The sequence below is a fragment of the Gracilimonas sp. genome, assembly GCF_014762685.1.
GTDB lineage: Bacteria > Bacteroidota > Rhodothermia > Balneolales > Balneolaceae > Gracilimonas.
Window position 1 is genome coordinate 445,742 of record NZ_JABURM010000006.1, and the last position, 22,885, is coordinate 468,626.

Annotated in this window: 21 protein-coding genes; 8 read left to right on the plus strand and 13 right to left on the minus strand. The window is 41.9% G+C overall.

The window, feature by feature from the left end; genetic code table 11:
* The first annotated feature begins 95 nt into the window (after positions 1 to 95).
* Positions 96 to 761 (plus strand): nitroreductase family protein, encoded by a 666-nt coding sequence (locus HUJ22_RS11550; protein ID WP_290877614.1) that lies wholly within the window; start codon positions 96 to 98, stop codon positions 759 to 761.
* An 81-nt stretch (positions 762 to 842) separates the two neighbouring features.
* On the opposite strand, the gene HUJ22_RS11555 is transcribed toward HUJ22_RS11550, so the two are convergent.
* Positions 843 to 1,673 carry a nucleotide excision repair endonuclease gene (locus tag HUJ22_RS11555; protein ID WP_290877617.1) on the minus strand — a complete coding sequence of 277 codons (831 nt, stop codon included), beginning with the start codon at positions 1,671 to 1,673 and terminating at the stop codon, positions 843 to 845.
* A 223-nt stretch (positions 1,674 to 1,896) separates the two neighbouring features.
* The gene (locus HUJ22_RS11560) at positions 1,897 to 2,946 is read right to left on the minus strand and encodes an AI-2E family transporter (protein ID WP_290877621.1); all 1,050 of its coding nucleotides are present in this window, start codon (positions 2,944 to 2,946) and stop codon (positions 1,897 to 1,899) included.
* A gap of 511 nt (positions 2,947 to 3,457) precedes the next feature.
* Here HUJ22_RS11560 and HUJ22_RS11565 point away from each other — a divergent pair.
* Entirely contained in the window at positions 3,458 to 4,006 is a 549-nt protein-coding gene (locus HUJ22_RS11565; protein ID WP_290877624.1) for a hypothetical protein, read from the plus strand.
* Positions 4,007 to 4,112: 106 nt separating this feature from the next.
* Here HUJ22_RS11565 and HUJ22_RS11570 read toward each other — a convergent pair whose 3' ends face one another.
* Together HUJ22_RS11570 and HUJ22_RS11575 are read right to left on the minus strand one after the other, a co-directional pair.
* Positions 4,113 to 4,997, minus strand: a complete 885-nt coding sequence (locus tag HUJ22_RS11570) for an SMP-30/gluconolactonase/LRE family protein (RefSeq protein WP_290877627.1) — start codon at positions 4,995 to 4,997, stop codon at positions 4,113 to 4,115.
* A gap of 134 nt (positions 4,998 to 5,131) precedes the next feature.
* The gene (locus HUJ22_RS11575; RefSeq protein ID WP_290877630.1) at positions 5,132 to 5,533 is read right to left on the minus strand and encodes a universal stress protein; all 402 of its coding nucleotides are present in this window, start codon (positions 5,531 to 5,533) and stop codon (positions 5,132 to 5,134) included.
* A 118-nt stretch (positions 5,534 to 5,651) separates the two neighbouring features.
* Between HUJ22_RS11575 and HUJ22_RS11580 the strand changes: the two genes are divergently transcribed.
* The 4 genes from HUJ22_RS11580 (at position 5,652) to HUJ22_RS11595 (ending at position 11,747) form a co-directional block, all read left to right on the plus strand.
* Complete coding sequence (locus HUJ22_RS11580) at positions 5,652 to 7,067, plus strand: HD domain-containing protein (RefSeq protein WP_290877633.1); 1,416 nt, start codon at positions 5,652 to 5,654, stop codon at positions 7,065 to 7,067.
* Positions 7,060 to 7,932: a 4-(cytidine 5'-diphospho)-2-C-methyl-D-erythritol kinase gene (gene ispE / locus HUJ22_RS11585; RefSeq protein WP_290877636.1), complete on the plus strand. Its 873-nt coding sequence runs from the start codon at positions 7,060 to 7,062 to the stop codon at positions 7,930 to 7,932. The genes HUJ22_RS11580 and ispE overlap by 8 nt, the downstream gene beginning before the upstream one ends.
* A 151-nt stretch (positions 7,933 to 8,083) precedes the next feature.
* On the plus strand, positions 8,084 to 10,561 hold the full coding sequence (locus HUJ22_RS11590; RefSeq protein WP_290877639.1) for a glycogen/starch/alpha-glucan phosphorylase: 2,478 nt from the start codon (positions 8,084 to 8,086) through the stop codon (positions 10,559 to 10,561).
* A 148-nt stretch (positions 10,562 to 10,709) separates the two neighbouring features.
* Entirely contained in the window at positions 10,710 to 11,747 is a 1,038-nt protein-coding gene (locus HUJ22_RS11595; RefSeq protein WP_290877642.1) for a mechanosensitive ion channel domain-containing protein, read from the plus strand.
* A 55-nt stretch (positions 11,748 to 11,802) separates the two neighbouring features.
* Here HUJ22_RS11595 and HUJ22_RS11600 read toward each other — a convergent pair whose 3' ends face one another.
* From HUJ22_RS11600 to nadC, 9 genes are all read right to left on the minus strand, one after another.
* On the minus strand, positions 11,803 to 13,188 hold the full coding sequence (locus HUJ22_RS11600; RefSeq protein WP_290877644.1) for a S41 family peptidase: 1,386 nt from the start codon (positions 13,186 to 13,188) through the stop codon (positions 11,803 to 11,805).
* Positions 13,189 to 13,214: 26 nt separating this feature from the next.
* Positions 13,215 to 14,036, minus strand: a complete 822-nt coding sequence (locus HUJ22_RS11605; RefSeq protein ID WP_290877646.1) for an energy transducer TonB — start codon at positions 14,034 to 14,036, stop codon at positions 13,215 to 13,217.
* A 5-nt stretch (positions 14,037 to 14,041) separates the two neighbouring features.
* Positions 14,042 to 14,455: a biopolymer transporter ExbD gene (locus HUJ22_RS11610; RefSeq protein WP_290877649.1), complete on the minus strand. Its 414-nt coding sequence runs from the start codon at positions 14,453 to 14,455 to the stop codon at positions 14,042 to 14,044.
* Between the two features lie 2 nt (positions 14,456 to 14,457).
* The gene (locus HUJ22_RS11615; protein WP_290877652.1) at positions 14,458 to 15,165 is read right to left on the minus strand and encodes a MotA/TolQ/ExbB proton channel family protein; all 708 of its coding nucleotides are present in this window, start codon (positions 15,163 to 15,165) and stop codon (positions 14,458 to 14,460) included.
* 20 nt (positions 15,166 to 15,185) lie between these two features.
* On the minus strand, positions 15,186 to 16,874 hold the full coding sequence (locus HUJ22_RS11620) for an SPOR domain-containing protein (RefSeq protein ID WP_290877655.1): 1,689 nt from the start codon (positions 16,872 to 16,874) through the stop codon (positions 15,186 to 15,188).
* 6 nt (positions 16,875 to 16,880) lie between these two features.
* Positions 16,881 to 17,078, minus strand: coding sequence for an HU family DNA-binding protein (locus tag HUJ22_RS11625; RefSeq protein WP_290877657.1), 198 nt, complete (start codon positions 17,076 to 17,078; stop codon positions 16,881 to 16,883).
* A gap of 5 nt (positions 17,079 to 17,083) precedes the next feature.
* Complete coding sequence (locus HUJ22_RS11630; RefSeq protein ID WP_290877659.1) at positions 17,084 to 18,799, minus strand: hypothetical protein; 1,716 nt, start codon at positions 18,797 to 18,799, stop codon at positions 17,084 to 17,086.
* Between the two features lie 164 nt (positions 18,800 to 18,963).
* Positions 18,964 to 20,073, minus strand: a complete 1,110-nt coding sequence (gene nadA / locus HUJ22_RS11635; protein WP_290877661.1) for a quinolinate synthase NadA — start codon at positions 20,071 to 20,073, stop codon at positions 18,964 to 18,966.
* 138 nt (positions 20,074 to 20,211) lie between these two features.
* Positions 20,212 to 21,042 carry a carboxylating nicotinate-nucleotide diphosphorylase gene (nadC, locus tag HUJ22_RS11640; protein WP_290877663.1) on the minus strand — a complete coding sequence of 277 codons (831 nt, stop codon included), beginning with the start codon at positions 21,040 to 21,042 and terminating at the stop codon, positions 20,212 to 20,214.
* A gap of 80 nt (positions 21,043 to 21,122) precedes the next feature.
* Here nadC and HUJ22_RS11645 point away from each other — a divergent pair, with 80 nt between their 5' ends.
* Positions 21,123 to 22,277 (plus strand): IscS subfamily cysteine desulfurase, encoded by a 1,155-nt coding sequence (locus HUJ22_RS11645; RefSeq protein ID WP_290877665.1) that lies wholly within the window; start codon positions 21,123 to 21,125, stop codon positions 22,275 to 22,277.
* A 4-nt stretch (positions 22,278 to 22,281) separates the two neighbouring features.
* The gene (locus tag HUJ22_RS11650) at positions 22,282 to 22,845 is read left to right on the plus strand and encodes a thioredoxin domain-containing protein (protein WP_290877668.1); all 564 of its coding nucleotides are present in this window, start codon (positions 22,282 to 22,284) and stop codon (positions 22,843 to 22,845) included.
* Positions 22,846 to 22,885: the final 40 nt, after the last annotated feature.

Here is a 22,885-nt window from a genome sequence, read left to right on the forward strand (position 1 = left end):
TCATTGCTTCTGGGAAGGTGCGCGGTAACTCCTGCCTCCGTAAGATAAATCCAATTCTTCCGTATCTTTGATCAAAAATCAGTTTAAAAGATAATATGACCACCGAAGAATCCATTCGTTCACGAAAAACCCTGAAGCTCAGAGCTAATCCTGATAATCCCCTGCCTGTTACCAAAGGAAAGGACTTTAAAAAGACAATTGAAGAACTCATAGAGCTGGCGGGAAAAGCCCCGTTTCATTATGAAAGTGCTAAAGGGCAACGTTCCTATAAATTAATTGGAAATGAGCCGTGGCGATTCCATGTTCTGGATGGAGAAAGCTGCCGGATTTTTCTTAAAGCCTTGAAACAAGAAAAACCCATGAAAGCCCCGGAAGGGATCAAACAAATGTTGGCCGCATCAGATGCGTTAATTCTTGCCACCTGGCTGCCCGAACGCAGTCGGAAGCTGTCCCGGAAATTTCATCCCAACCTGAAAAACATGGAGCATATTGCTGCTACCGGTGCGGCTATTCAAAACCTGATTCTGGCGGCTACTTCGAGAGGCGTCAATGCCTATTGGTCTTCCGGGGGAATTATCCGCAAACCAAAAGTGCTGGAATTTCTCGGCATCCCGAACCACGAGATTCTACTTGGTGCCGTTTTCCTTTTCCCGGATGAATTTCCCGAAAGCGTTGACACTCAATCCGGAATGAATGCAGATAAGCGAGGGGAGGCTGGTGACTTTATGGATTGGATTGAAGTTGGTGAGAATATCCAATAGCCAATATTCAACACGGAATATCCATGTAGAAAACCTTGAATATTGAATACTCTGTAATGGTTATTGGATATTTAATTTCCTCTATCCCTTCATTAACACAAGCAAATCATCAATCTCATCCTGGTTGATGAGTTCGGTTTGCAGTCTCAATTCTTTTTTTATTCGGTAATTGCGCTGGGGCCCAAGGGTGAAAAACATTCGTAGCACTTCAAGCTCATTATCGAAATAGTTTTCGGTGAAACGGTCGTTGAACTTCTGTCCTAAGATATAATCCTCAAACTCCTCTGCCAGCAAGTTGGACGAACCTTTTAAGAACTGATCCACCAGCACGCTGGTTTGTGTATCAAGGGTAAGCTGAAATTTTTGGGGAGTAATCCGGTTAAGTAATTGACTGGGCAAATAGTGTGCGCTGTATATAGGGCGCTTCAGGACGTAAAGCAGCTTCAACAAAGCACCGAGCCCCTTCCGGGTTTTCAGGTGGCCCTTAAAGCAGCCGTACACATTTGGGTAATCATCCGGCACCCGCATAGATAAGCGAAATTCACGTTTATTCCCCCGGCGCGCAGTGGAGATGTAATAATAGGTCTCCGGTTTCTTATTGGCGTGATTAAAGGGCGGGCGGAGCGAGCGGATGAGCAGATTTTCCAGCAAAATGGCATCTGTCTCCGAATTGCAGACTTCATAACTGATTCGTTCCAGGTGAGCAATCATTCTCTGAATCTTCTTTGATTTGGAATAACGGTATGAAGTTACCCGCTGCTGCAAGTCTTTCCCCTTACCCACATACAGTACCTGGTCGTGCTTATCATACATGGTATATACGCCGGGCTCATGAGGCGGAAGTTCATCAATAGCATTATTCACCCGCTCCTTTTGGGTAACGGCGGCAGGTTCAAAGAGATCTAAGGTCATGCAGGAATTCTTTTATTATGATTGCTAAAAACAGAGCTAAAATAGGGCAAAGGATTTTCGAAAGAAAACAAAGGTGACCCTGTATAAACAGGTCAATGAGCAGGCAACAATCGGGAGAGGGGTTTTTATGACACAAATGAAGAAGATTAAAAATATGTAATTTTTATCCCTGGGTTGCTTTGTCCCAAAATACTCAGAGTCTTATTTGCATTTACTCTTCTATTCAGGACTTGCCAAGAAATAATCCAAAAGGTTTTAGTCCTTCAAATTCATCAAATACGACCTTGAGCACACCAACCATAGGAATGAATAAGATCATTCCGGAGATCCCCCAGATTGATGCTCCCATAAAGACAGCGATTAATGCAACCAGGGGATTGATCTTAACCTGTGAGCCGACCACGAAGGGTGTGATTAGATTGTTTTCAAGAAGTTGAATAAGCCAAAGTGAGATAAGAATTGCCACCGGGTAAAACATGGAATCAAATATGGTGACAGAGTATAGAACCACTAATAATGACGAAATAAAAACACCGATGTAGGGTATCAGGTTAAATACGGCCAGTAAAACTGCAAAGAAGAAGGCATATTTGATATTGAAAATGGTCAGTACAATGTAGAATAAAATACCTACGATGATAGTGACCAACATCAGCCCACGCAAGTACTGCTGAGCAACTTTAATGATTTTATTGAAAAGAGATCGCGTTTGGTCATGGTAATTGACAAAGATCTGCATTGAACCGCGATAAAATGAATCTCTGTAATAAAGCAAAAAGAAAATATAAATAGGGATAACACTAATCACGGTTAACAGTCGGAATACAGAAAAAAGTGAATTTCTAAGTTCTGTCAGTCCGGTGTTGATAATCTGAGAAACGGAGTTTGTGGCTTGTCGGGTTAGCAGTTCGTGGGAAATACCGATATTCTCCTCAAGGAAATATTGCAAGTCTGAGATCCATATATCAATTTTACCTGTTACAGCAGGAATATCGCTGAGTAATCCGGCTGCCTGAATGGATAGCAAATACAGGATCACACTCAAGACAGTAGTAAAAACAGTCAGAACGGTAATTATCGATAGCCAGCGAGGAAACCGGATCTTTTCCAGCTTTTCTGTTAATGGCAGGATAAGGAGCGCAATAAATGTAGCCCAAACCAAGGGAAGTAAAATGAACTGAGCCTCAATCATGATATAAACTGTCAACGTGCCGATAACAAGTAGCGTGGCTGCTTTGAACAGTTTGGAATTATCTGTTGATTGTTGTTCCATACAGTTAATATGGTTTATAATATAACTACTTCAAATAATATATACGGGCTCACAAAAGATAATTTATGAAGCTTCGTATAAGATCAATTAACCAATGATATAACTCCAAAAATATAAATAATAAATTGCTTGGAAGAAGATCAGCTTAAATACTTAATGCAAGGGCTTTAATAGAAAACGATGGAAATTCTGTGCCACGGGTTGGCAAGATAATACTGTGATTACAGACTCAATGGTTTTTAGGTCAAGAATCAGAACTTTTATTTCACTATGCGACATTGGAGAAAAATAGCATCAACTTAACTCAGCTCTCAATCAGCGGGTAAGGAAAGCCGGTCAGGCCCACCTGATCCAGGCGCAGAGCTTAGGCTCACAGTCCTAGTATAGAAGCTTTTGTTGTTGATTTTAAAAAACTTAATTGTTTTAATATATCAGCTTTTTATTGTAATACATGTCCGTTATATGCTTGGTCTTTAGACCTTTGTACGGATCTTAATTAAATCATTAAAAAATGAAACTATTAAGTCCAATCATATCGATTATACTCATACTAATAATAATTGCCAGCCCGGTACAAGCACAAGATTCAACAGCTTATGGTCCCGATCATTATGAAGTCGATCGTGATCTTAAAGAAGAACTGAACCTGGTATACATTGGTGCAAGCTGGTGCGTTCCCTGCCTTGATGATTCTCTTAAACAAGACCTTGAAAAGATTAAACTTTTGCTATATGAAGAGGCAAAAAACAATGAGATGAATTATTCAGTTATAGGAATTGCCAATGACCAGTCTATAGAAAAAGGTTGGGGGCTGTTGAACGGTACGGGCTATTTCGATGAAGCTATTATAGGAAAAAAGTGGACAAATACAGGCTCTATTAACTTTATTTGGAATCAAGAAGTATTACAACCGGCGGTTCCTCAAATAATTGTTTTCAGGCGCTCAATGGAATTTAAAGAAGGAATTGAAATAGGAAAGAAAGAGGTTCTTATTAGAAAAGTAGGAGTAAATGCAATCCATCAATGGCTAGAAGATGGAGCTATTTTGAATTACGTCTAAGTTCTAAAACGCAAATGAACCCGGAAAAACAGAGCCTTTTTTCAGCGCAACTTTGTTATGGGGCATTATTCCGGTAATACCTAACTGAGACTCTGCCTCAAACCCGTTAATTATTTACTGTGACACGATAAACAGAATGGGCGGCAGTAATAAAGAGCTCTGTTTCATCACTTCCCCATTCTACATTGGTAATCTGCTCCTCAAATTTAATATTGGCCAACCGGTTGCCTTCGTTATCAAACACGATCAAACCATTAGGGCCGGTAGTATAAAGGCGACCATCGGAATCAGTGATCATACCATCTGCTGCACCGTTATTGGCCGGGGCCCCTATATTTGCAAATACTTCTTTGTTAGATAAGTCGCCGTTTTCAAGTACGTCAAACCGAAGAATATCCCCGGTTTCTGAATTACTGACATATAAGTGGGATTCATCAGGTGAAAAAGCGATTCCGTTAGGTAGAGAAAGTTGGTCATATAAGAGCGTCAATTTCCCGGCTTTATTTATTCTATAAACGCCGGCAAAACTTAGCTTCTGATCCTCAGGGGAAACCCCGAATGGTGGGTCGGTAAAATAGATAAGGGAATCAGAGCGGATGGCAAGATCGTTGGGGCTATTCAGCCTCATTCCCTCATACTCAGTTACCAGGGCTTCTAAGCCTCCGTTCTCCATTAACCTTGAGACCCGGCCTTCGTGTTGGGTAAGAACAATGGTGCCGTCTGGCATGCCATCAATACCATTAGATCGCCCGGAGGAGTCTATAAACACAGAGGTTTCTGCCGAACCGGGTCGCCACCGGTAGACTTTATTTGCCGGTATGTCACTGAAGATCAGGCTGCCATCATCCAGCCAGTGGGGACCTTCTGTAAATTCATAGCCGGCTGTGATAATTTCGGGGGCGCTCAAAGAAAATTGGTCAGAAGGTGTACAGGAGACCATCAATAAAAATGGGATAAGAAGAAAAGCGGCGAGAGCAGCTGTGTTTTTCATAACGTAAATGGTTTATTAGTACAGATAATCCACTCCGCTTGAGTACAGAGTTTTGGACTCTAGAGTTCTTTTTTTAAGTCTTTCTAAGGACACTTCCGAAGAATCATCACAATCGTGAATCAAGCTAAGATCTATTACTTAATCAGGGTAACCCCGCCCGAAATATGCTCAATAAGATAATTACTGATTCCTCCCGGACTGTCATCATTAATATCCCATTTAAAGTCAGCTCCGCCGATAAAAAGATGATCGGCTTTTAGCTTGTTCACTTGATCAATAATCACTTTACCGGGTTCTCCGGTTTCAACCATCATCGTCAAAGAGCCCTCTTTACCGGCAATATCCTCAAACGAATATTTAGCCATTTCTGTTATAGCCTTGGCCTCTGTAATTGATTCATCATCCACTGCTACCACTAAAATATAGACTTCCGGCTCTGCTCGTAAATCCCGAAATAATTCAGCGGCATATTTAACAGCGGCGCTGGCGTATTTTGTGCCATTGGTGGCGATTACCCATTTTTTTGTATTTCCCATATCAATATTTTGAATTAATGCACTTAATATAAAGCAGAAATTAATGGTAGTGAAAATATCTCAGTAATCCTCTGAAAGCAATCGTTAACATTCCTATCTTTGCGATGCTTTGAAACACATGAAAAACATACCGCCTTTACATCAAAAAATATTTGAAACGATCAGCGAAGCTGCGCAGAAACTGGACTGCCCGGTCTACGTTGTGGGCGGCTACGTTCGCGATTACTACCTGAACCGATTGAAAGAAGGAGAGATGGACATCGACTTTGTTACAGTGGGGTCGGGAATTGAGCTCGCAAAAAAAGTTTCGGGCAGAATAAACGGCTCCTCACTGGCGGTTTACAAACAGTTCGGAACCGCTCAGGTTAAATCAGGAGAGCTGGAATTGGAATTTGTCGGTGCCCGGAAAGAAAGTTATCGTAAAAATTCGCGAAAGCCTATTGTGGAAGACGGAACGCTGGAAGACGATCAGCTTCGTCGTGATCTCACCATAAATGCACTTTCCTGGTCCCTTAATAAAGAAGATTACGGAACGCTGAAGGATCCTTTTGGGGGAATGGAAGATTTGGAGAACAAACTGGTAAAGACGCCAATCGACCCGCACCGGACTTTTGATGACGACCCATTGAGGATGATGCGGGCCATCCGGTTTGCCTCTCAGCTCGACTTTCGTATTGAAGAAAAAACGTTTGAAGCGATTACGGAAATGTCGCCCCGGATTAGCATAATTTCCAAAGAGCGCATTATAGATGAGCTGAATAAAATTATAATGAGCGCCAACCCTTCTTTGGGTTTCACTATGCTTTTCAAAACCGGTTTACTCAAGGAGTTTTTCCCGGAAATGCACAATCTTCAGGGAGTTAAAGAAGTAAAGGGAGTGCGACACAAGGATAATTTCTGGCATACATTGAAAGTATTGGATAATGTAATTGAACTCGGTGCCGATTTGTGGCTCCGCTGGGCAGCCATTATGCATGATATTGCCAAGCCCCCCACCAAACGTTTTCAGGAAGGAATAGGCTGGACTTTTCACGGCCACGATGCGCTCGGGGCTAAATGGACTAAACGAATATTTCGCCGCTTAGGCCTTCCCCTGGACGAGCGCATGAGGTATGTGAGAAAATTAGTACGGCTGCACCTCCGGCCCATTGCATTAGTCTCTGATGAAGTTTCGGACAGCGCCATCCGCCGATTGATTTATGAAGCTGGAGACGATATTGATGATTTAATGAAGCTTTGCCGTGCAGACATCACCACAAAAAATGAATACAAACAAGAGCGTTATCAGAAAAACTTTGACTATGTTGAACAACGGATCAAAGAAGTAGAAGAAAAAGACCGCATTCGGAAGTGGAAGAACCCGCTTTCAGGAGAAGAAATAATGGAGGCTCTCAATATTGAACCCTCAAAAACGGTTGGGCTGATTAAAGATGCCGTAAAAGAGGCAATTCTAAATGGGGAGATTCCAAATGAACATGATGCGGCTTATGAATATATGATGACTCATAAAGATGATTTTTTAAACAATGGCTAATCTCTGGATATCAAATTCGTACGCTAAAATTAACCTCGGGCTGAATGTACTCGAAAAGCTTGAAAAGGGTTATCACGCTATTGAGACAGGTTTTTGTTTTATTGAATGGAGCGACCGTTTTGAAGTAAAGCCGGGGCGTATGCACCTGGAAATGTCAGACCCTAAAATTCCTGTAGACGACTCTAATCTAATTGTAAAGGCTATAAAGTTGCTGCAGCAAGAGGCTGGGCTTAAAGATGAGTATAATATCAAAGTAGAGAAGAATATCCCTGCCGGGGCAGGCTTGGGAGGAGGAAGCAGTAATGCGGCAACCACCCTTCGCATGATGAATAAAGTTGCCAACCTTGGTCTGTCGCAACAGGATTTATTAAACCTGGGAAGAAAGCTGGGTGCTGATGTCCCCTTTTTCATCAAAGGGACGCCGGGGTTTGCAACAGGTTTAGGTGATGAAATAGAGGAGCTTGATCTTCAGCCTGATGCGTGGATTGTATCCGTATTTCCAAATATTGAGAGCAGCACGGCTGAAGCTTACCAAATGTGTGAACCGAAACCCGAGCCGGAATTCTCACTCAGAAATTTATTGATGGAAGAAGAGCCGGAAGAGTGGAGATATCTGTTAGAAAATGACTTGGAGAAAGCGGTATTTCCCAGACATCATTTGGTGGGAAACTTGAAAGATCAATTCTACGAGTTTGGGGCTGAATACGCCAGCATGAGTGGAAGCGGTTCCAGTGTTTTTGGTGTTTTTAAGCAGGATTTTGTTGCAATTAATGCCTACGAGTCGTTTCATAAGCTTGGATTTCCGGCCAACCTGACAAGACCAAAATTTAAACCGGATTTAGGAATTTATTTAAAGGATGAGTGATGAAGTGAGGAGTGATTAAGTATCTCTAAAAGTGTTTTGGTATCCGTTTAACAGATACATCGCTGTAAGCAGATGAATCAACACTAACCAAAGTCTACTTTATCACTCCTCACTTCATCACTTTAAAGACTATTTAGATCAGAAAAACATTATGAGTAAAGATAAAACAAATGGAGTGAACATCCGCTCCGGAATGGATAAAGATTCACTTCGCGAAGATATTAAACTGCATCTGCGGCATACTTTGGCTAAAGATGAATATTCCACTACCAGCTGGGATAAATATCAGAGTGTGGCGCTAACTATAATGGATCGCCTCAACGACCGGCTCCTCAAAACCCAACAGCATTACTATAAAACCAATGCCAAGCGGGTGTATTACCTTTCGATGGAATATCTGATTGGGCGGCTGTTGGATAATATGCTGGTAAACCTGAACGTTCGGGATCTTGTTGCTGAAGCTCTTGAGGACCTGGACCTTTCATATGAAGATATTCGCGATCAAGAGTGGGATGCCGGGCTTGGAAACGGGGGGCTTGGCAGGCTTGCGGCCTGCTTTTTAGACTCTATGGCTACTTTGGGAATCCCTGCTATTGGCCATGGTATCCGCTACGATTATGGAATTTTCTATCAAAAGATCCAGGAGGGGTTTCAGGTGGAACGGCCCGATTTGTGGTTGAAATATGGGAACCCATGGGATACCATTCGCCCCAAAGTACAGTACCCGGTAGAGTTTTATGGAAATCAGGGAATGGCAGAATTAAGCAATGGGAATACACATTACAATTGGGAAAATACTCAGCGAGTTAAAGCCGTTGCATACGACACCCCAATTCCCGGCTATGATAACGGTATTGTTAATTACCTCCGGCTATGGAAAGCAGAATCATCAGCGTCTATTGACCTGAAAAGCTTCAATCAGGGCCAATACATTGATGCTGTTCGGGACAACCAGCTGGAGCAAAATATATCACGCGTATTATATCCAAACGACAAGGTTTTTGTGGGGCAGGAACTGAGATTAAAACAGGAATATTTCCTTGTATCGGCATCTATGCAGGATATTATCCGGCGGTTCAAAAAGCAGTCTTCTGATTTTACCAAGTTTCCGGAAAAGGTTGCCATCCAGTGTAACGATACCCACCCGAATCTGGCTATTCCCGAACTTATGCGCTACCTGCTGGACGAGGAACATATGGATTGGGATAAGGCCTGGGATATAACCGTAAACACCATGGCATATACTAATCATACCTTGCTTCCGGAGGCATTGGAAAAATGGCCCGTTTCCCTGGTAAGAAACTTGCTTCCGCGCCATCTCAATATCATTTATGAAATTAACCGGCGCTTCCTTGATGAAGTAAAAGTGAAGCTCGGCGGTGATAAAAACCTCCAAAGCCGGATGAGTATTGTAAGCGAAGGAGAACACCCCGTTGTACATATGGCGCACCTGGGAATTGTAGGTGCCCGTAAAGTAAATGGAGTGGCGGCGATGCACTCGCAGCTATTAAAAGACTCTATGTTTCGCGATTTTGACGAAATGTATCCGGATAAATTCACCAATAAAACAAACGGAATTACTCCTCGCCGATGGCTGAAACAGTGTAACCCCAGCCTGTCGGATTTGATTTCGGAAAAAATTGGAGATTCATGGGTAACGGATTTAGATGAGCTTAAAGGCCTGAACAAATTGGCGGATGACAAGAAGTTCCGTAAAAAATTTGCAGAGATAAAGATTGAGAATAAGAAACGATTGGCGGAATACATCAAAGAAAATAATAATGTAGATATAGACCCAAACTCTATGTTTGATATTCAAATTAAGCGTATTCACGAATACAAACGTCAGCTGATGGCGGCACTGCATGTAATTACCCTGTATAATCGCCTGAAAGAAAATCCGGATCTGGATATAGCTCCCCGAACGGTTATTTTTGCAGGTAAAGCGGCCCCGGGCTACACAATGGCTAAGCTTCATATAAAACTGATCAACAGTATCGGGGAAGTGGTAAACAATGACCCGGAAGTAAACGAGAAACTGAAGTGCGTATTCTTGCAAAATTACAGCGTAACAATGGCTGAAAGCTTAATCCCTGCAGCAAATCTCTCGGAGCAAATTTCTACGGCGGGAATGGAAGCATCCGGAACAGGAAATATGAAGTTTGCCCTGAATGGCGCGCTTACCATCGGCACACTGGATGGCGCCAATGTTGAAATAAAAGAAGAAGTTGGAGACGAAAATATTTTCATTTTTGGGCTGGAAGAGCAGGATGTGGAACGAATGCGCAGGGAAGGCTATAACCCTTGGGATTTTTATAATGCCAATGATGAATTAAAGCAGGCATTGGATCAAATTCGGGACGGGTTTTTCAGTAATGGGGATAAAAAGCTATTCGAACCGATTATCAATGCTCTTTTACATGAAGGGGATTACTTTATGGTGTTGGCCGATTACAAAGCCTATGTTGAAAAACAGAAAGAAGTCTCGGAGTTGTTTAAAAACCAAGATGAGTGGAATAGAAAGGCTATTTTAAACACCGCCAATATAGGGAAATTCTCCAGTGACCGTACCATCAATGACTATAATGATGAAATCTGGAAAGCGCCGACGGTAAGTCTAAAGGATTAAATGTGAAATACTGCTTGGTGGTATTTAACTCGTTGGGATGATGCTTCCTGATAAGATATATTAAGAGGATGGCTTACAGTCCTCCTCTTTTTATTATTTGAGATAAAATCATCATGATTTTTTAAGTAAATCCATTACATTTGGCATTATGATTCAATTCCCCGTATCAAATCCGGCAGATACCCTGGCTCCTGACAGTGTAGATTCAATCGTTTCTGCGGATTCTGCATTTCAAATACCAAATCCCAGCAATTATTCATGGGCAGAAACCTTTGAATATATTTGGGACCTTTTACAGGTGCAGTTGTTCAGCATTCAGAATAACCCGGTTACCTTTTTGAAGCTGGTTATTTTTGTACTGCTCATTATTGGTTTCTCGATGATGGCTTCTTTTGTGAAGCGCATGCTTAACAACCGGATATTACCTCGCTTTGTAAACGACAGCGGACTCAGGTATACCCTTTCGAGGATGTCTCAATACATAATAGTAGTGATCGGGATTTTTATATCCTTTCAGTTTTTGGGAATAAATATGACCGGGCTGGCGGTAATTTTCGGATTCTTGTCCGTGGGGATTGGTTTTGGACTACAGAATGTGACTTCCAATTTTATTTCGGGCTTAATCGTGCTCTTTGAACGCCCCATCAGCGTGGGCGACCGGGTTTCAGTAAGTAATATCGAAGGAGATATTGAGGAGATTAACATCCGTTCTACAAAAGTAAAAACCCTGGATAATATCTCCATCATTGTGCCCAATTCTGAATTTGTTTCTAAAGATGTAATCAACTTTTCTCATGGAGATCCTACTTACCGGCTTAGTATTGATGTCGGGGTTTCCTACTCTTCTGATCTTGATAACGTGCTAAAAGCACTCAATGAGGTGGCTGATGAAAGTGATGATGTTTTAAAAAACATAAAACACGATGTACAGCTCAGAAGTTTTGGGGATTCTGCCTGGGAGATGAAGCTATTTGTGTGGGTTCCGGATGTGAAAAAACGCTACGAAGTACAAAATAAACTAAATCAGGCGATCGTCCGGAAATTCAAAGAATACGAGATTGAAATACCGTTTCCGCAACGAGATTTACATGTGCGATCTGGATTAAATGAGGAAAATAAAGAGGTAAAACACGGCTCCGAAGATTCAAAAACATCGGAAGATAAATCCGGGGAAGGAAAAGATTAATCTTCCTTTCATGTAAGTATGAAACCCCCCTTTATCTTAGCCGGAAAGAAAAAAATTATTTAAGTTTCTCATCCTCAAAAAGCACGTTTCCTTTTCTAAGTTTTATTGGATCATCCAGTAATTGGTATGGAATCCGGGAAGGAACTTTGGCTGCGGGCTCATCTGCGCCGGTAATAAGCTGTATGGCTTTAGCCAAAAGAACATCAGTAGTATCCCCAATGGCTTTGGGCTGAAACAAGTCTTCTTCAACAGTATAATCGGGAGCAAGTCCATCTCTGAAGTCAGAAAACCCATTCGCATTTTCATACTTAAGGGTGACGGGCACCATTGCATAGTTATTTGGTGGGGAAGCATTTTCACCGGTAAGCACATAAGACCCGTAAAATTTTCCATAAGTCGGGGTGCCAATCATAATCACATCCATATATGGCCTCAAGCCAATTATGAGTAACTCACTGGCTGAAGCAGAACCTGATGTGGTTAAAAAATAGGCTCGTTCCAGGTTTAGATTTGTTGGATCTGCTGAAAAACGGGAAACCAGATTTGGAGAGTCCAGCCCTTCTTGCTCTATGTAATATTGCTCTAGCTCGGCATTATAATTGTACCGAATAAAAGCCTCTTCATTAGCAGTAACAGCAGAAGGAGCAATGGAGTTTGCAAGATTTTTGGCAGCCGATATTCTTCCTCCGGGGTTATATCTTAAATCTACCACCAGTTCGGTAATCCCCTGGTTTGCAAATTCTGAAAGTGCATTATCTACACTTTCAATAAATTGATTTTCTTCACCGGTCAAAAATCGGGCATAGAACAGGTATCCGATTTTTTGACTGTTTACCTCAATTATATCGGTATATACAACCGGGTCGAGGCTCAATTCAGCTTTTGTAAGAGTTGTGCTTCCTCCCAGTGAAACTGAATTTTGTTCGGGATCATATTCCCCAAAGGTATAGGTGGTTGTTTCTGACTCATCGTAATATAAATCAAGATAGTTGTCAATGGTTAGGCCTTGACCGTTGATCTCAAGGATGATATCTCCCCGTTCAATTCCGGCATTTTCAGCCGGTGAACCGGGATATACAAACTCAACAACAATGAAGACATCATCAGTGCCGGAAAAACGCCCAAAAGCCGGAGAGAACCCTGCCGTATAAGAGGAACCATTTAATTCAGCCAACAAGCTTTGCGCGTCATCCGAGATATATGAGAAGTTATCACTGGGCTCCAGCATAGAAGCAAAAAAGTCTTCAGGAGGGAGAACGCCATCTACTTCTTCAGGCACCAATTCATTCCAAAAATAATAGCGTTCCATTTGAGATTGGACCCAGCTATTGATTTCAAGGTATTCTCCCTTATCATTTCCGGAGGGATTGTTTTTACAAGAAGAGGCAATGAATAACAGGGTGATAAATACGAGTAAAAGAGAAAGGGGTCTTTTATACATAGCAGCTGCCTTCTAAGAATTATAGTTTAGTCAAAAACAAAGCGGAAGGTAATAGTACCCCATTGAACTTGCTGAGGAGCACCGCTTGGAAGTCGAGAAAAACGCCAGGTTCGAAGCGTACTCATAACTTCACGTTCCAGCTCAGGGTTCATTTTTTTTAGGGGGATTACGCGCCCAACGGTTCCGTCCGGACGAACTTCAAAACGAACGGTAATAACAGCCTCAGAGTTGGAGGTGTTTTCGGGCAACGGCTGTACCATCGGCGCCCGGTCAAGCTCTCCCTCCCATTGCAAATCATAAGGGGAGGTTTTATCCTCATCATTACCAATACCCTGATCAGAATTTACGTCGCCAACAGCTCCATCCTCATCCCCGCTTTCTTTAGCGCCCTCGGTTGTAGTCTCATTTTCCTGGGCTACAGGAGGAATTTCAACCTCTTCTTTCTGGGGCTCGGTTTCCTGTTGATTAGGGTCAATCTTATCCGTTTCAGGGGTATTAATTTCCTCTTCCACTACTTCTTCTAACTGGTCAGCTAAATCAACCGGTTTTGTATCTTCTTCCGTGGGAGTTTGTGGGGTTACGTCCGGTTCGGGCACTTCTTCTACCGGCTCATCCGGCTCAGTTTCAGAGGGGTTGGGGCGCTGGGCAACTTCTTCATTTTTAACTTCCGAATACTCTGCCAGTTGTCCGGTCTGAAATTCTCCGAATTCCACTTCTATATAAGAAGGACGAACATTAGCATTCATATCGAAAGTGTATAAAAGAGAAAGTATTAACAGAACAAGATTAACACCAAAAGTAACTTTTAGTGCAAACCTATCATTTTCTGTGAAATTATATTTTCCCATAATTATTACGAGCCTTGTTCGGTAGCCATTATAATTCTAAGATTAAGAGCTTTACTGACATTCATTACGCGAACGGCGTCATCAACTTTAGCATCTTTATCTGCTCTTAATACAACGGTTCCCTGGGGCTTATTATTTCGAGCGTTTCTTATGGCCGTTGCTAATGACCCGCGGGCAGTTAAATTCCCATCTACATAAAACTCACCGGTTTTAGTTATAGCAACAGAAATATATTGAGAATCTGTGGCAGCACTGCTTTCTGCTTTTGGAACCTCAACACGTATCCCAAAATTAGAAACAAAAGAGGATGTAAGGAGAAAGAAAATAAGCAATAACAGCACAATATCTGTCAATGACGACTGTGAAAACAGCGACAATGGCGGAAGCCGTTTATCTCCTTTTCTAAAATCTCTGGCCATAATTAATCTTCATCCTTTTTAGCGGGTGATTGTAATAAATCAAGGAAATCTGCAGAAGCATTTTCCATTTCAAAAATAGAGCGGTTTATTTTTCCTAAAAGAAAGTTATAAAAGCCATATGCAATTAGCCCCACAATAAGTCCGGCTGCAGTAGTAATTAAAGCTTCCCAAATACCGCCGGCTAATACGCTCGGATTCACATTTCCTTGCAAGGATTGAATATCCATGAAGGCTTCAATCATACCGGTTACGGTTCCGGTAAAGCCCAACAAAGGAGCTACACCTGCAATGGTAGCCAGCCAGTTCATGCGCTTTTCCAGGAAGAAAATCTCCTTTTTCCCGGCGTTATCTATGGCGTCTTCTATATCGCGAATGGGGCGACCGAGCCTTCTAATGCCGGCTTTAATAATGCGAGCAATGGGTTTATCGAATTCATCACAGTAGCTCATGGCATTTGTGGCCCCGCCTTTACCCGCTTTCAGCATACTTCCTACGGTACCCAGGAATTTATCGGGGTCAACATGGGAACGGTTTAGGGCTCTCCAGCGCTCTATGATTACATACATTGCTATCATAAAGAGTATAAAAATGGGAATCATTAAAACACCGCCTTCAACTAATAAGTCAAAAAAGGAGGTGGTTTCTTCCTGCATAGCCATCAGGGAGTCAACGGCAGTAGTATCCTGCAAAAATATCAGCAATGGGTGCATGTAGATGATTTATTTATTGTTTATTGAATTTTGGTTATGAAATAATTTTCTGTATAAGATGCATCAATGTTTTCAACAGCAAGTACGGCATCGCTTGTAGAATTAAACTGCCCTAAGCTTACGCGCCAAAGTGTTCCATATTGCCGTGATGGGATTTCAGCAATCAAAACACGGTAGCCAGCGTTGGATAATTCATTTCGTACAGCCTCAGCATTACTTTCTTTTGTCAACGAATAAATGACAATAGTGTAGCCGTCATTAGCCTCGGGGACCGGTACTCCATTCAACCCGTAAGTAGGTTGGTTTGGGGGCACTTCATTTTGTGATACCTGAGATTGAGCTTCTTGTTCCTCCGGAACAACATTCTCCTGTTCCGGTTCAGGAGTAGCGGTTTGAGGCTGTGAAGATTGTTGCTCTGTCGTTGCTTCAGGTTGCGTTGTTTGTTGTTCAGGCTGTTGTGGTTCTGTGGGCGGGGGCGTTGCCGGGGTAGTAGATCTGGCTATCTGAGTTTGAGAATATGGGGTAACGCCGGGGATGTTAATAAAACCATAGTAACCCAAACCATAAGTTGCACCGCCAAGCAATAAAATAATTAATATGATCCAAAGCATAACAGGTTGAGATTTGGATTTCTTGGCGGCTTTATTGTTCGAAAACACAGGTCTGGGGTCTTCTTTTTTGGATTCTTTTTCTTTCTTTTTAGAACTTTTGGAGGCGAGGTTTTTAATTACAGGAACAATGTCTTCATCTTTGGCTTCTTTTTCCTTTTTAGAAGAAGCCTCATCCCGCCGGTCTTCTTCTTCGTTTGATTCTTCTGCAAGGCTTTTAAAAGGATCATCATCAAAATCTTCCTCTTCTTCAGGATAGGAGTTCTCATCTTCGCTTATCCCTTCAGAGGTTTTTTTTGTGCCTTCATCAGCGTTGAATGTTTCATTTAGTGAGGCCTCTTCTTCTACATCTTCAGAAAGTTGTTTGCCAATTTCAGAGGATAGATTGTCATCATCAGATTCGTCAGCATCGTTAAACAAAGGTTTTAAATCTTCTTCACTTTCATCTTCAGCAGATTGTCCCCCCTCTCCTTTATCACCCAAAAGGCCTGAAAACATGTTTTCGGCACTGTCATCTTTATAAGTATCAATACCCCATTTTTCGGGGCCGGGTTTTTCGGGAATTTCTTCTGCTCCCTCTTCCAGCTCTTCGTCTGCTAAATCAAAAGGTGCTTCCTCAGCATCCTCATCTGCGAAGTCTTCAATATCCGCAGGCTCTTTTTCCTCTTCAGCCTGCTTAACATCATCGTCATCATCTTCTACATCAAGTTCAAAAGAAGCACGGGCTTCTTGTGGGATTTCATCCTCATCCTCATCCAGCAATCCGGCAAAAGGATCCTCTTCTTCCAACTCCGCTTCCTGATCTTGAGCGGGAGCTTCTTCCTGAGACATGGCTTTTTCAGAAGGCTCATCCATCTCAATGGGCTCCATGCCTACGTACTTATAATTAATTTCGGTTGCAAGTTCATCAGAGGGAATGAAAATCACATTATTTCCAATTCCGCTGAAGACCCCAAATCCTTCTAATTCATAGGCATCCCCTTCTTCCAGAGCCTCGGTAATTTCCTGAACAAATTCACTAAGCTGGCTTTCAACTTTTTCTTTTTCAATGCCCGAAGCTTCAACAAGTATCTCAACAAGTTTTGCATGATCTATGTGCATAGTAGTTTACCCCTTATTTTCAGCTGTAAATTCTATGGTGTCTTTTGGCGGAATCATCACGTTGGTGCCATCGGTTCTTTTTTCTTGTTTTTGATTATGGTGAACCGGTTTAAACGTACCCAACCCTTTTATTTCCACAGAATTTTTCATGATAATTTGGTCTCTGATAACAATTCCCAATACTTCTAAAAAATCTTTAGTCATAATAATTAAAATTTAATAGTTAACCCTCCAAAAATCTGGAGTGGCCGTTCTTGGTATCCGTTCCAAATTTCATATTCCTGACCCATAAGATTCAACAGTTTAGCATAAACGCCAAATGTTTCATTAATCTGATATTCGGCTCCGGCATTAAGCAATAAAAAGGCATCTAATGTTGTATTTGTTTCCGGAGATTCCCTGCTCCCAATATATTCTGTCCAGCCATTAATTGTAAGTTCTTTTAAAGGCCTGAATGAAACAGCCCCCTTTATTCCTAATTTTTCTTCATAAGGGATTTCTCCCCCGTTTTTTAAATTGGGACTTCGCGCATAAAGCTTGACATCTGCCCAGAACTTCTCGGGAACCAACTGCTGACTTGCTCCAAAATAAAGTTCAAAAATGTTAGCATCTCCATAGTTCACATTATAAAAACCATAATCGTTTGTAGGTAAAACTTCCTCACGGGTATAATAGGCATAATCATTGGTGTGGGTGTAGTTTATCCCCCCGAAAAGCCTGTTACCGTCAAATAGCTGGAAGTTAACCTCACCTGAAGCGCCAACATCATATGCATGTTGTAACTGGATCTGCATGTTCAGAAAGCGGTTGGATTGGTGATGTTCTTGCATTGTTTGCAGTTCAGGCCTGGCAAAAGCTGTTCCGGAAACAGAAAGTTTTTCGTTTAAATGATGCTTGACCTCTATTTCCGGGGCGGCATAAATTTTATTAGAAAAGCTGTCAGAAATATACTCTATTCCTCCTGTTGCTTTAACGCGAGTGGTGAAATTAAATAACCGTTCATAAGTTACAGAGGCCCGGGCATTTATCCAGCTTTGAGCATCAAAAAAGGAAGAGTTATAATTACCGCCTGCCACACTTCCGGACACTTTAAATGTTTCGTACATTTTTTGTCCGGGCCAATAATAAGAAAAAGAAGAATGGAGTACTTGCTCATCAAGGTTTCCGGAAAAATTAGATGCTCCGGCATTCAGGCTGGAGGCAAAAACACTTCCTCCTGCTGTAAAATCCCAGCCGGTCAAAGTGTTTTTCATTTTCTGAAGGGATAACTGACCGCTTAATCCGGTATAATCTTTATCAGAAGTCTCTCCTATATTTTGTTGAATATTATCGCTGAGATCAAAAAGATAATTATAGTCGCTGAGGGCCCCTACATCTACACTCAATTTCAAGCCTTCCTTAACTTCTGTAACATAAGTACCATTAACATCTAAATAGCGAAAGCCGCTTTCCTGAGTATCAAGATGTCCGTCAGAAGCCCGCATATTTAAATTTCCGGAAACAAGGCTTTGTTCACTTAATTCATAAAACCCATAGCCGTTTATTTCCGGGGTCAGGAAGCTTCCAAAACCCGCCCTCACATATCCGTTCATACGTTCCGGGGTATTCATTTTAGTTCTATAAGGAGGCTCAGGCCGGCCTAATTCCGTAATGGAGATATCAGCTACGGCTTCTTCCGGGGTTTCCATAAAAGGCATGCGGTTGGGATCAATTTGAAAAACCCGGGGTTTGGGATTGAATCCAAGAATAGGTTGCCTTCTAAGGCCCGGAAAGCGTGCCTTAAATTCACTCCTTATTTCTATATCCTGTGGATTAATTTCGGGCAATAAGGAATTATCACCCCCTGCCTGCCCACCTTGAGCGGTGGCCAGTACAGGGATTAAAAAAGCAAAAAGAAGAAATAATAGCGGTCTTGTTCTCATCATTGGACTGCGTTTCCTGAAGGTACTAAAAATTGATAGAAGGTTTAAGGCTTAGCTAACGAAAAAGATGTACTCTGAGTATGGGCTCATGTTCCGGTTTGCTGTCCACCAAAGAAATAAAAAATTTACCGTTAATACTGATTTTTTTGCGTGATGAAGAGCACCCGTTAAGATCGCTCTAACATACGGTTTAATGCTAATATTGCATACTCAGAAACTTCTTCCGGAACCTTAATTTGATTTACCACTTCACCCTCTTCAAGTTTTTCAAGCGACCATAGTAAATGAGGAAGATCAATCCGGTTCATGGTAAGGCAGGGACACATAAATGGATTTAAGGATATAATCTGTTTGTCAGGGTTTTCATCGGCTAATCGATTCACCAAATTCATTTCTGTTCCAATGGCCCATCTTGATCCGGATTCTGCATGTTTAATGGTATCAATGATAAAGCTGGTTGAACCGTTGAAATCAGAGGCCTGAACAACCTCGTAAGTACATTCCGGGTGGACAAGCACTTTCGTCTCCGGTTCTTGTTTACGCAGATTTTCGATATGCTTGAGGTTAAATTTTTCATGGACCGAGCAGTGCCCTTTCCACAAAATTACCTTGACATCTTCAAAATTTCCATCGTACTCAAACGTCCCTTCGAGCGGAGCCCAAATAGCCATTTGGTCTAAAGGGATGCCTAAGTCAAAAGCAGTGTTACGTCCTAAATGCTGATCGGGTAAAAACAGGATGCGTTCTTTTTGTGTGAAAGCCCATTGCAGCATTTTTTTTGCATTAGAGGAGGTGACTGTAGCTCCACCGTGTTTGCCCACAAACCCTTTGATCGCGGCCGTTGAGTTCACATATGTAAGAGGAAGGATGGTATCGCCCCAAATCTCCTGCATTTTCTCCCAGCCGATTTCGGTTTGATCAATATCAGCCATATCAGCCATGGAACAGCCGGCGCGTAAATCAGGCAAGATTACTTTTTGGTCAGGTTTGGTGAGCATGTCAGCTGTTTCTGCCATAAAATGGACTCCGCAAAAAACAATAAATTCTGCATCCGGCATTTGGGAGCATATTTGGGCTAGTTTTAAGGAGTCTCCTCGAGCATCAGCAAATTGAATAACCTCGTCTTTCTGATAGTGATGGCCGGGAATAAATAAGCGATCACCGAATTTAGATTTGATTTCCTGAACGCGCACCTCCATTTCTTTAACGGAAAGGGTGCTGTATCGTTTTGGGAGGGTGACTTCTGATTCAATCTCTAAAAGGTCTAAAACTTCCATAGAATTTATAGTTGCTGCGAAAACACAAAAGCACGAAAAGTGTTCAAATGTTTTAGAAGCTTATTTAGGTCAAAATTATTGAACAGCGATAAAGTTATGAAAAATATTTGCTGATTTCGTGGTTCTGAAGAATTTAATCTATACTAAATTAAAGCTGATATCCAGTGCCCTTACAGAATGAGTAAGCCACCCAAGTGAGATTACATTGGCTCCGCAATTTCTGTAACCGGCGATATTTTTGGGAGTAATTCCTCCTGAAACTTCAATCACAATTCCTTCGGGAATAATCGAAGCTAATTCTTTTACTTCTTCAGGAGAACAATTGTCCAGCATGATCACATCTGCTTTAGCTTCGATAGCTTCCAATACCTGTTCTTTGTTCTCTGTTTCAACTTCAATTTTTACCATATGCCCACACCGGGCACGTACTGATTCAATAGCGCTCTTAATATTTCCCGCCGCTTTGATATGGTTATCTTTAATCATGACGCCATCATCCAGGCGAAACCGGTGATTCTTTGCGCCGCCACATCGCACGGCATATTTTTGAAAAATGCGTAACCCGGGTAAAGTTTTTCGTGTGTCAGTAACGGTAATTTTAGGATCGTCCAAGAGCCGGATAACTTGATGTGTAGCGGTGGCGATCCCGCTGAGATGCTGAATTAGATTTAAAATGACCCGCTCACCGGTAAGCAGAGTGCGCACCGAAGCTTCTGCTTCTGCGATTTTTTCTCCTTTTTCAACGAAATCCCCGTCTTTTTTGTGAAGGGTGGTTTTTGAAGAAGAGTCCAAAAGCTGATATCCAACCCTGATCGTTTCCAGCCCTGCAACAACGCCATCTGCTTTTGCGGTATACACCCCTTTGCTTTGCTGTGTTTCGGTGAAAATAGATTCTGAAGTAAGGTCGCCCATTCCAATATCTTCGGCAAAGGCAGTTTGCAAAATCTTGGTTAGTTCCAGCTGATTCATTTTGATGATAAGGCCGTTTTATTTGTCTATTTTCAAGGGGTAACAAAGATACCTTTTTTTAATCTTAAGAGCGATAATGGATGATTTATTTGGACCATGCCGCCACAACCCCTATCAGTGATGGGGCTCTGGAAGTTTATACCAAAGTGGCCAAGCAATATTATGGAAATGCGAGCAGCTTACACGATGAGGGTTCCGCGGCAAAGCAAATTTTGGAGGCCTCTGCAAAAACAATTGCAAGCACACTCAATGCCCGTTCGCGGGATATTTATTTTACATCGGGAGCCACGGAGTCCAATTTTTTAGCTATTTATTCCTTGTTGGCGGCAAAAAAGGGAAAACACATAATCACCACGCCTCTCGAGCACTCTTCAGTGTGGAATGTATTTTTGAAATTGCAAAAGGAAGGATATGAGTTGACGTTCCTTTCCGTGGATGAATTTGGTGCGGTTAGTCCTAAAGAGCTGGAACAGGCCCTTCGGGATGATACAGTGTTAGCTTCCATACAACATGTTAATTCTGAAACCGGAACCATCCAGGATATTGCCAAATTAGGGGGTGTTTTACGAGAGCATAAGGTAATTCTGCATAGCGATTGTGTACAAAGTTACGGCCGCATACCCGTAGATGTTCAGAGATTAAATGTTGATGCCATTTCTGTCTCAAGCCATAAAATATATGGGCCCAAAGGTGTTGGAGCAGTTTGGGTGAACCCTGAAATTGATTGGAAGCCAATGCTTCCTGACCCGGAAACTCCCAAAAAATTAAAACAGGGAACAAGCGATGTGCCTTCAATAGCTGCTTTTGCCACAGCCGCAAAAGAGATCACCCAAAGAAGGGAAGAAGAACAAGAACGAATATGGAATTTTCGAACAAAATTGGTCGCTGAAATTTTAAAGATGGATTTTGAGGTTGAAGTTGAGGAGCACCCAGATCAAAAAATCCCAAATATTTTAGGGCTCAGGTTTCCCGGGATGGAAGGTCAGTTTCTAATGTTGGAATGTAATCAGGCCGGTTTGGCTATATCAACAGGGAGTGCTTGTCAGGTGGGGTCTGATCAGCCAAACAAAACGATGATGGCAATTGGAAAAAGTGAACAAGAAGCACGGGAGTTTGTGCGTTTATCATTTGGAAAAGAGAATAATGAAAAACAGATTTCGGAGATAATTGAGAAAATGAATAGTATCTTACAACGACATTTTGATAAAGTAAATCATTACAGAACGAAAGGATAAAACGATGAAGCGCGGATTATTTTTACTCACTTTTTTTGCATTAATATTTGGCGGTACAGCTATAGCACAAGATGCTGGTGAATCAGAAGCAAAAATTAATATTATTAAGTACAGCGATTATCAGTGCCCGGCCTGCAAATATTTTGTTTCCATTGAAGAACAGCTAAAAGAAGAATATGGAAGCGATATTACCATTACAACGAAGCACTTTCCTTTGAATATGCATGAGCATGCTCAGCTAGCTTCAAGGGCAGCTGAAGCAGCTCGGGTGCAAGGCAAATACCAGGAAATGCATGACATGATTTTTGCAGGACAGGAGCAGTGGGCTCGCGGAAATGCGGAGGCGATGTTTATTGGTTATGCCAGAAGTTTAGATATGGATGTTGAAAAATTCAGAAGCGATATGAACTCTGCCGACATGCAGCGGATTGTAATGCAAGACAAAAGAGAAGGATTAAATTTGAACGTGAATTCAACACCCACCTTCTATATAAACGGGGTTAAGATTGAACAAAATCCGAGAACGTTTGAGGCTTTTAAAGCTATTATCGACAATATAGTAGAATAAAGAGCATACTTAAGTACTTATAGGGGTAATGCGTTTGCGT

Excerpts from the sequence above, each read along its gene's own strand:
- HUJ22_RS11550 (WP_290877614.1), top strand. The coding sequence starts at position 96 with ATGACCACCGAAGAATCCATTCGTTCACGAAAAACCCTGAAGCTCAGA.
- nadA (WP_290877661.1), bottom strand. The coding sequence starts at position 20,073 with ATGGAAGTTTTAGACCTTTTAGAGATTGAATCAGAAGTCACCCTCCCA.
- HUJ22_RS11590 (WP_290877639.1), top strand. The coding sequence starts at position 8,084 with ATGAGTAAAGATAAAACAAATGGAGTGAACATCCGCTCCGGAATGGAT.
- nadC (WP_290877663.1), bottom strand. The coding sequence starts at position 21,042 with ATGAATCAGCTGGAACTAACCAAGATTTTGCAAACTGCCTTTGCCGAA.
- HUJ22_RS11580 (WP_290877633.1), top strand. The coding sequence starts at position 5,652 with ATGAAAAACATACCGCCTTTACATCAAAAAATATTTGAAACGATCAGC.
- HUJ22_RS11630 (WP_290877659.1), bottom strand. The coding sequence starts at position 18,799 with ATGATGAGAACAAGACCGCTATTATTTCTTCTTTTTGCTTTTTTAATC.
- HUJ22_RS11575 (WP_290877630.1), bottom strand. The coding sequence starts at position 5,533 with ATGGGAAATACAAAAAAATGGGTAATCGCCACCAATGGCACAAAATAC.
- HUJ22_RS11555 (WP_290877617.1), bottom strand. The coding sequence starts at position 1,673 with ATGACCTTAGATCTCTTTGAACCTGCCGCCGTTACCCAAAAGGAGCGG.
- HUJ22_RS11570 (WP_290877627.1), bottom strand. The coding sequence starts at position 4,997 with ATGAAAAACACAGCTGCTCTCGCCGCTTTTCTTCTTATCCCATTTTTA.
- HUJ22_RS11620 (WP_290877655.1), bottom strand. The coding sequence starts at position 16,874 with ATGCACATAGATCATGCAAAACTTGTTGAGATACTTGTTGAAGCTTCG.
- HUJ22_RS11615 (WP_290877652.1), bottom strand. The coding sequence starts at position 15,165 with ATGCACCCATTGCTGATATTTTTGCAGGATACTACTGCCGTTGACTCC.
- HUJ22_RS11625 (WP_290877657.1), bottom strand. The coding sequence starts at position 17,078 with ATGACTAAAGATTTTTTAGAAGTATTGGGAATTGTTATCAGAGACCAA.
- HUJ22_RS11560 (WP_290877621.1), bottom strand. The coding sequence starts at position 2,946 with ATGGAACAACAATCAACAGATAATTCCAAACTGTTCAAAGCAGCCACG.
- HUJ22_RS11605 (WP_290877646.1), bottom strand. The coding sequence starts at position 14,036 with ATGGGAAAATATAATTTCACAGAAAATGATAGGTTTGCACTAAAAGTT.
- ispE (WP_290877636.1), top strand. The coding sequence starts at position 7,060 with ATGGCTAATCTCTGGATATCAAATTCGTACGCTAAAATTAACCTCGGG.
- HUJ22_RS11600 (WP_290877644.1), bottom strand. The coding sequence starts at position 13,188 with ATGTATAAAAGACCCCTTTCTCTTTTACTCGTATTTATCACCCTGTTA.
- HUJ22_RS11610 (WP_290877649.1), bottom strand. The coding sequence starts at position 14,455 with ATGGCCAGAGATTTTAGAAAAGGAGATAAACGGCTTCCGCCATTGTCG.
- HUJ22_RS11565 (WP_290877624.1), top strand. The coding sequence starts at position 3,458 with ATGAAACTATTAAGTCCAATCATATCGATTATACTCATACTAATAATA.
- HUJ22_RS11595 (WP_290877642.1), top strand. The coding sequence starts at position 10,710 with ATGATTCAATTCCCCGTATCAAATCCGGCAGATACCCTGGCTCCTGAC.
- HUJ22_RS11645 (WP_290877665.1), top strand. The coding sequence starts at position 21,123 with ATGATTTATTTGGACCATGCCGCCACAACCCCTATCAGTGATGGGGCT.
- HUJ22_RS11650 (WP_290877668.1), top strand. The coding sequence starts at position 22,282 with ATGAAGCGCGGATTATTTTTACTCACTTTTTTTGCATTAATATTTGGC.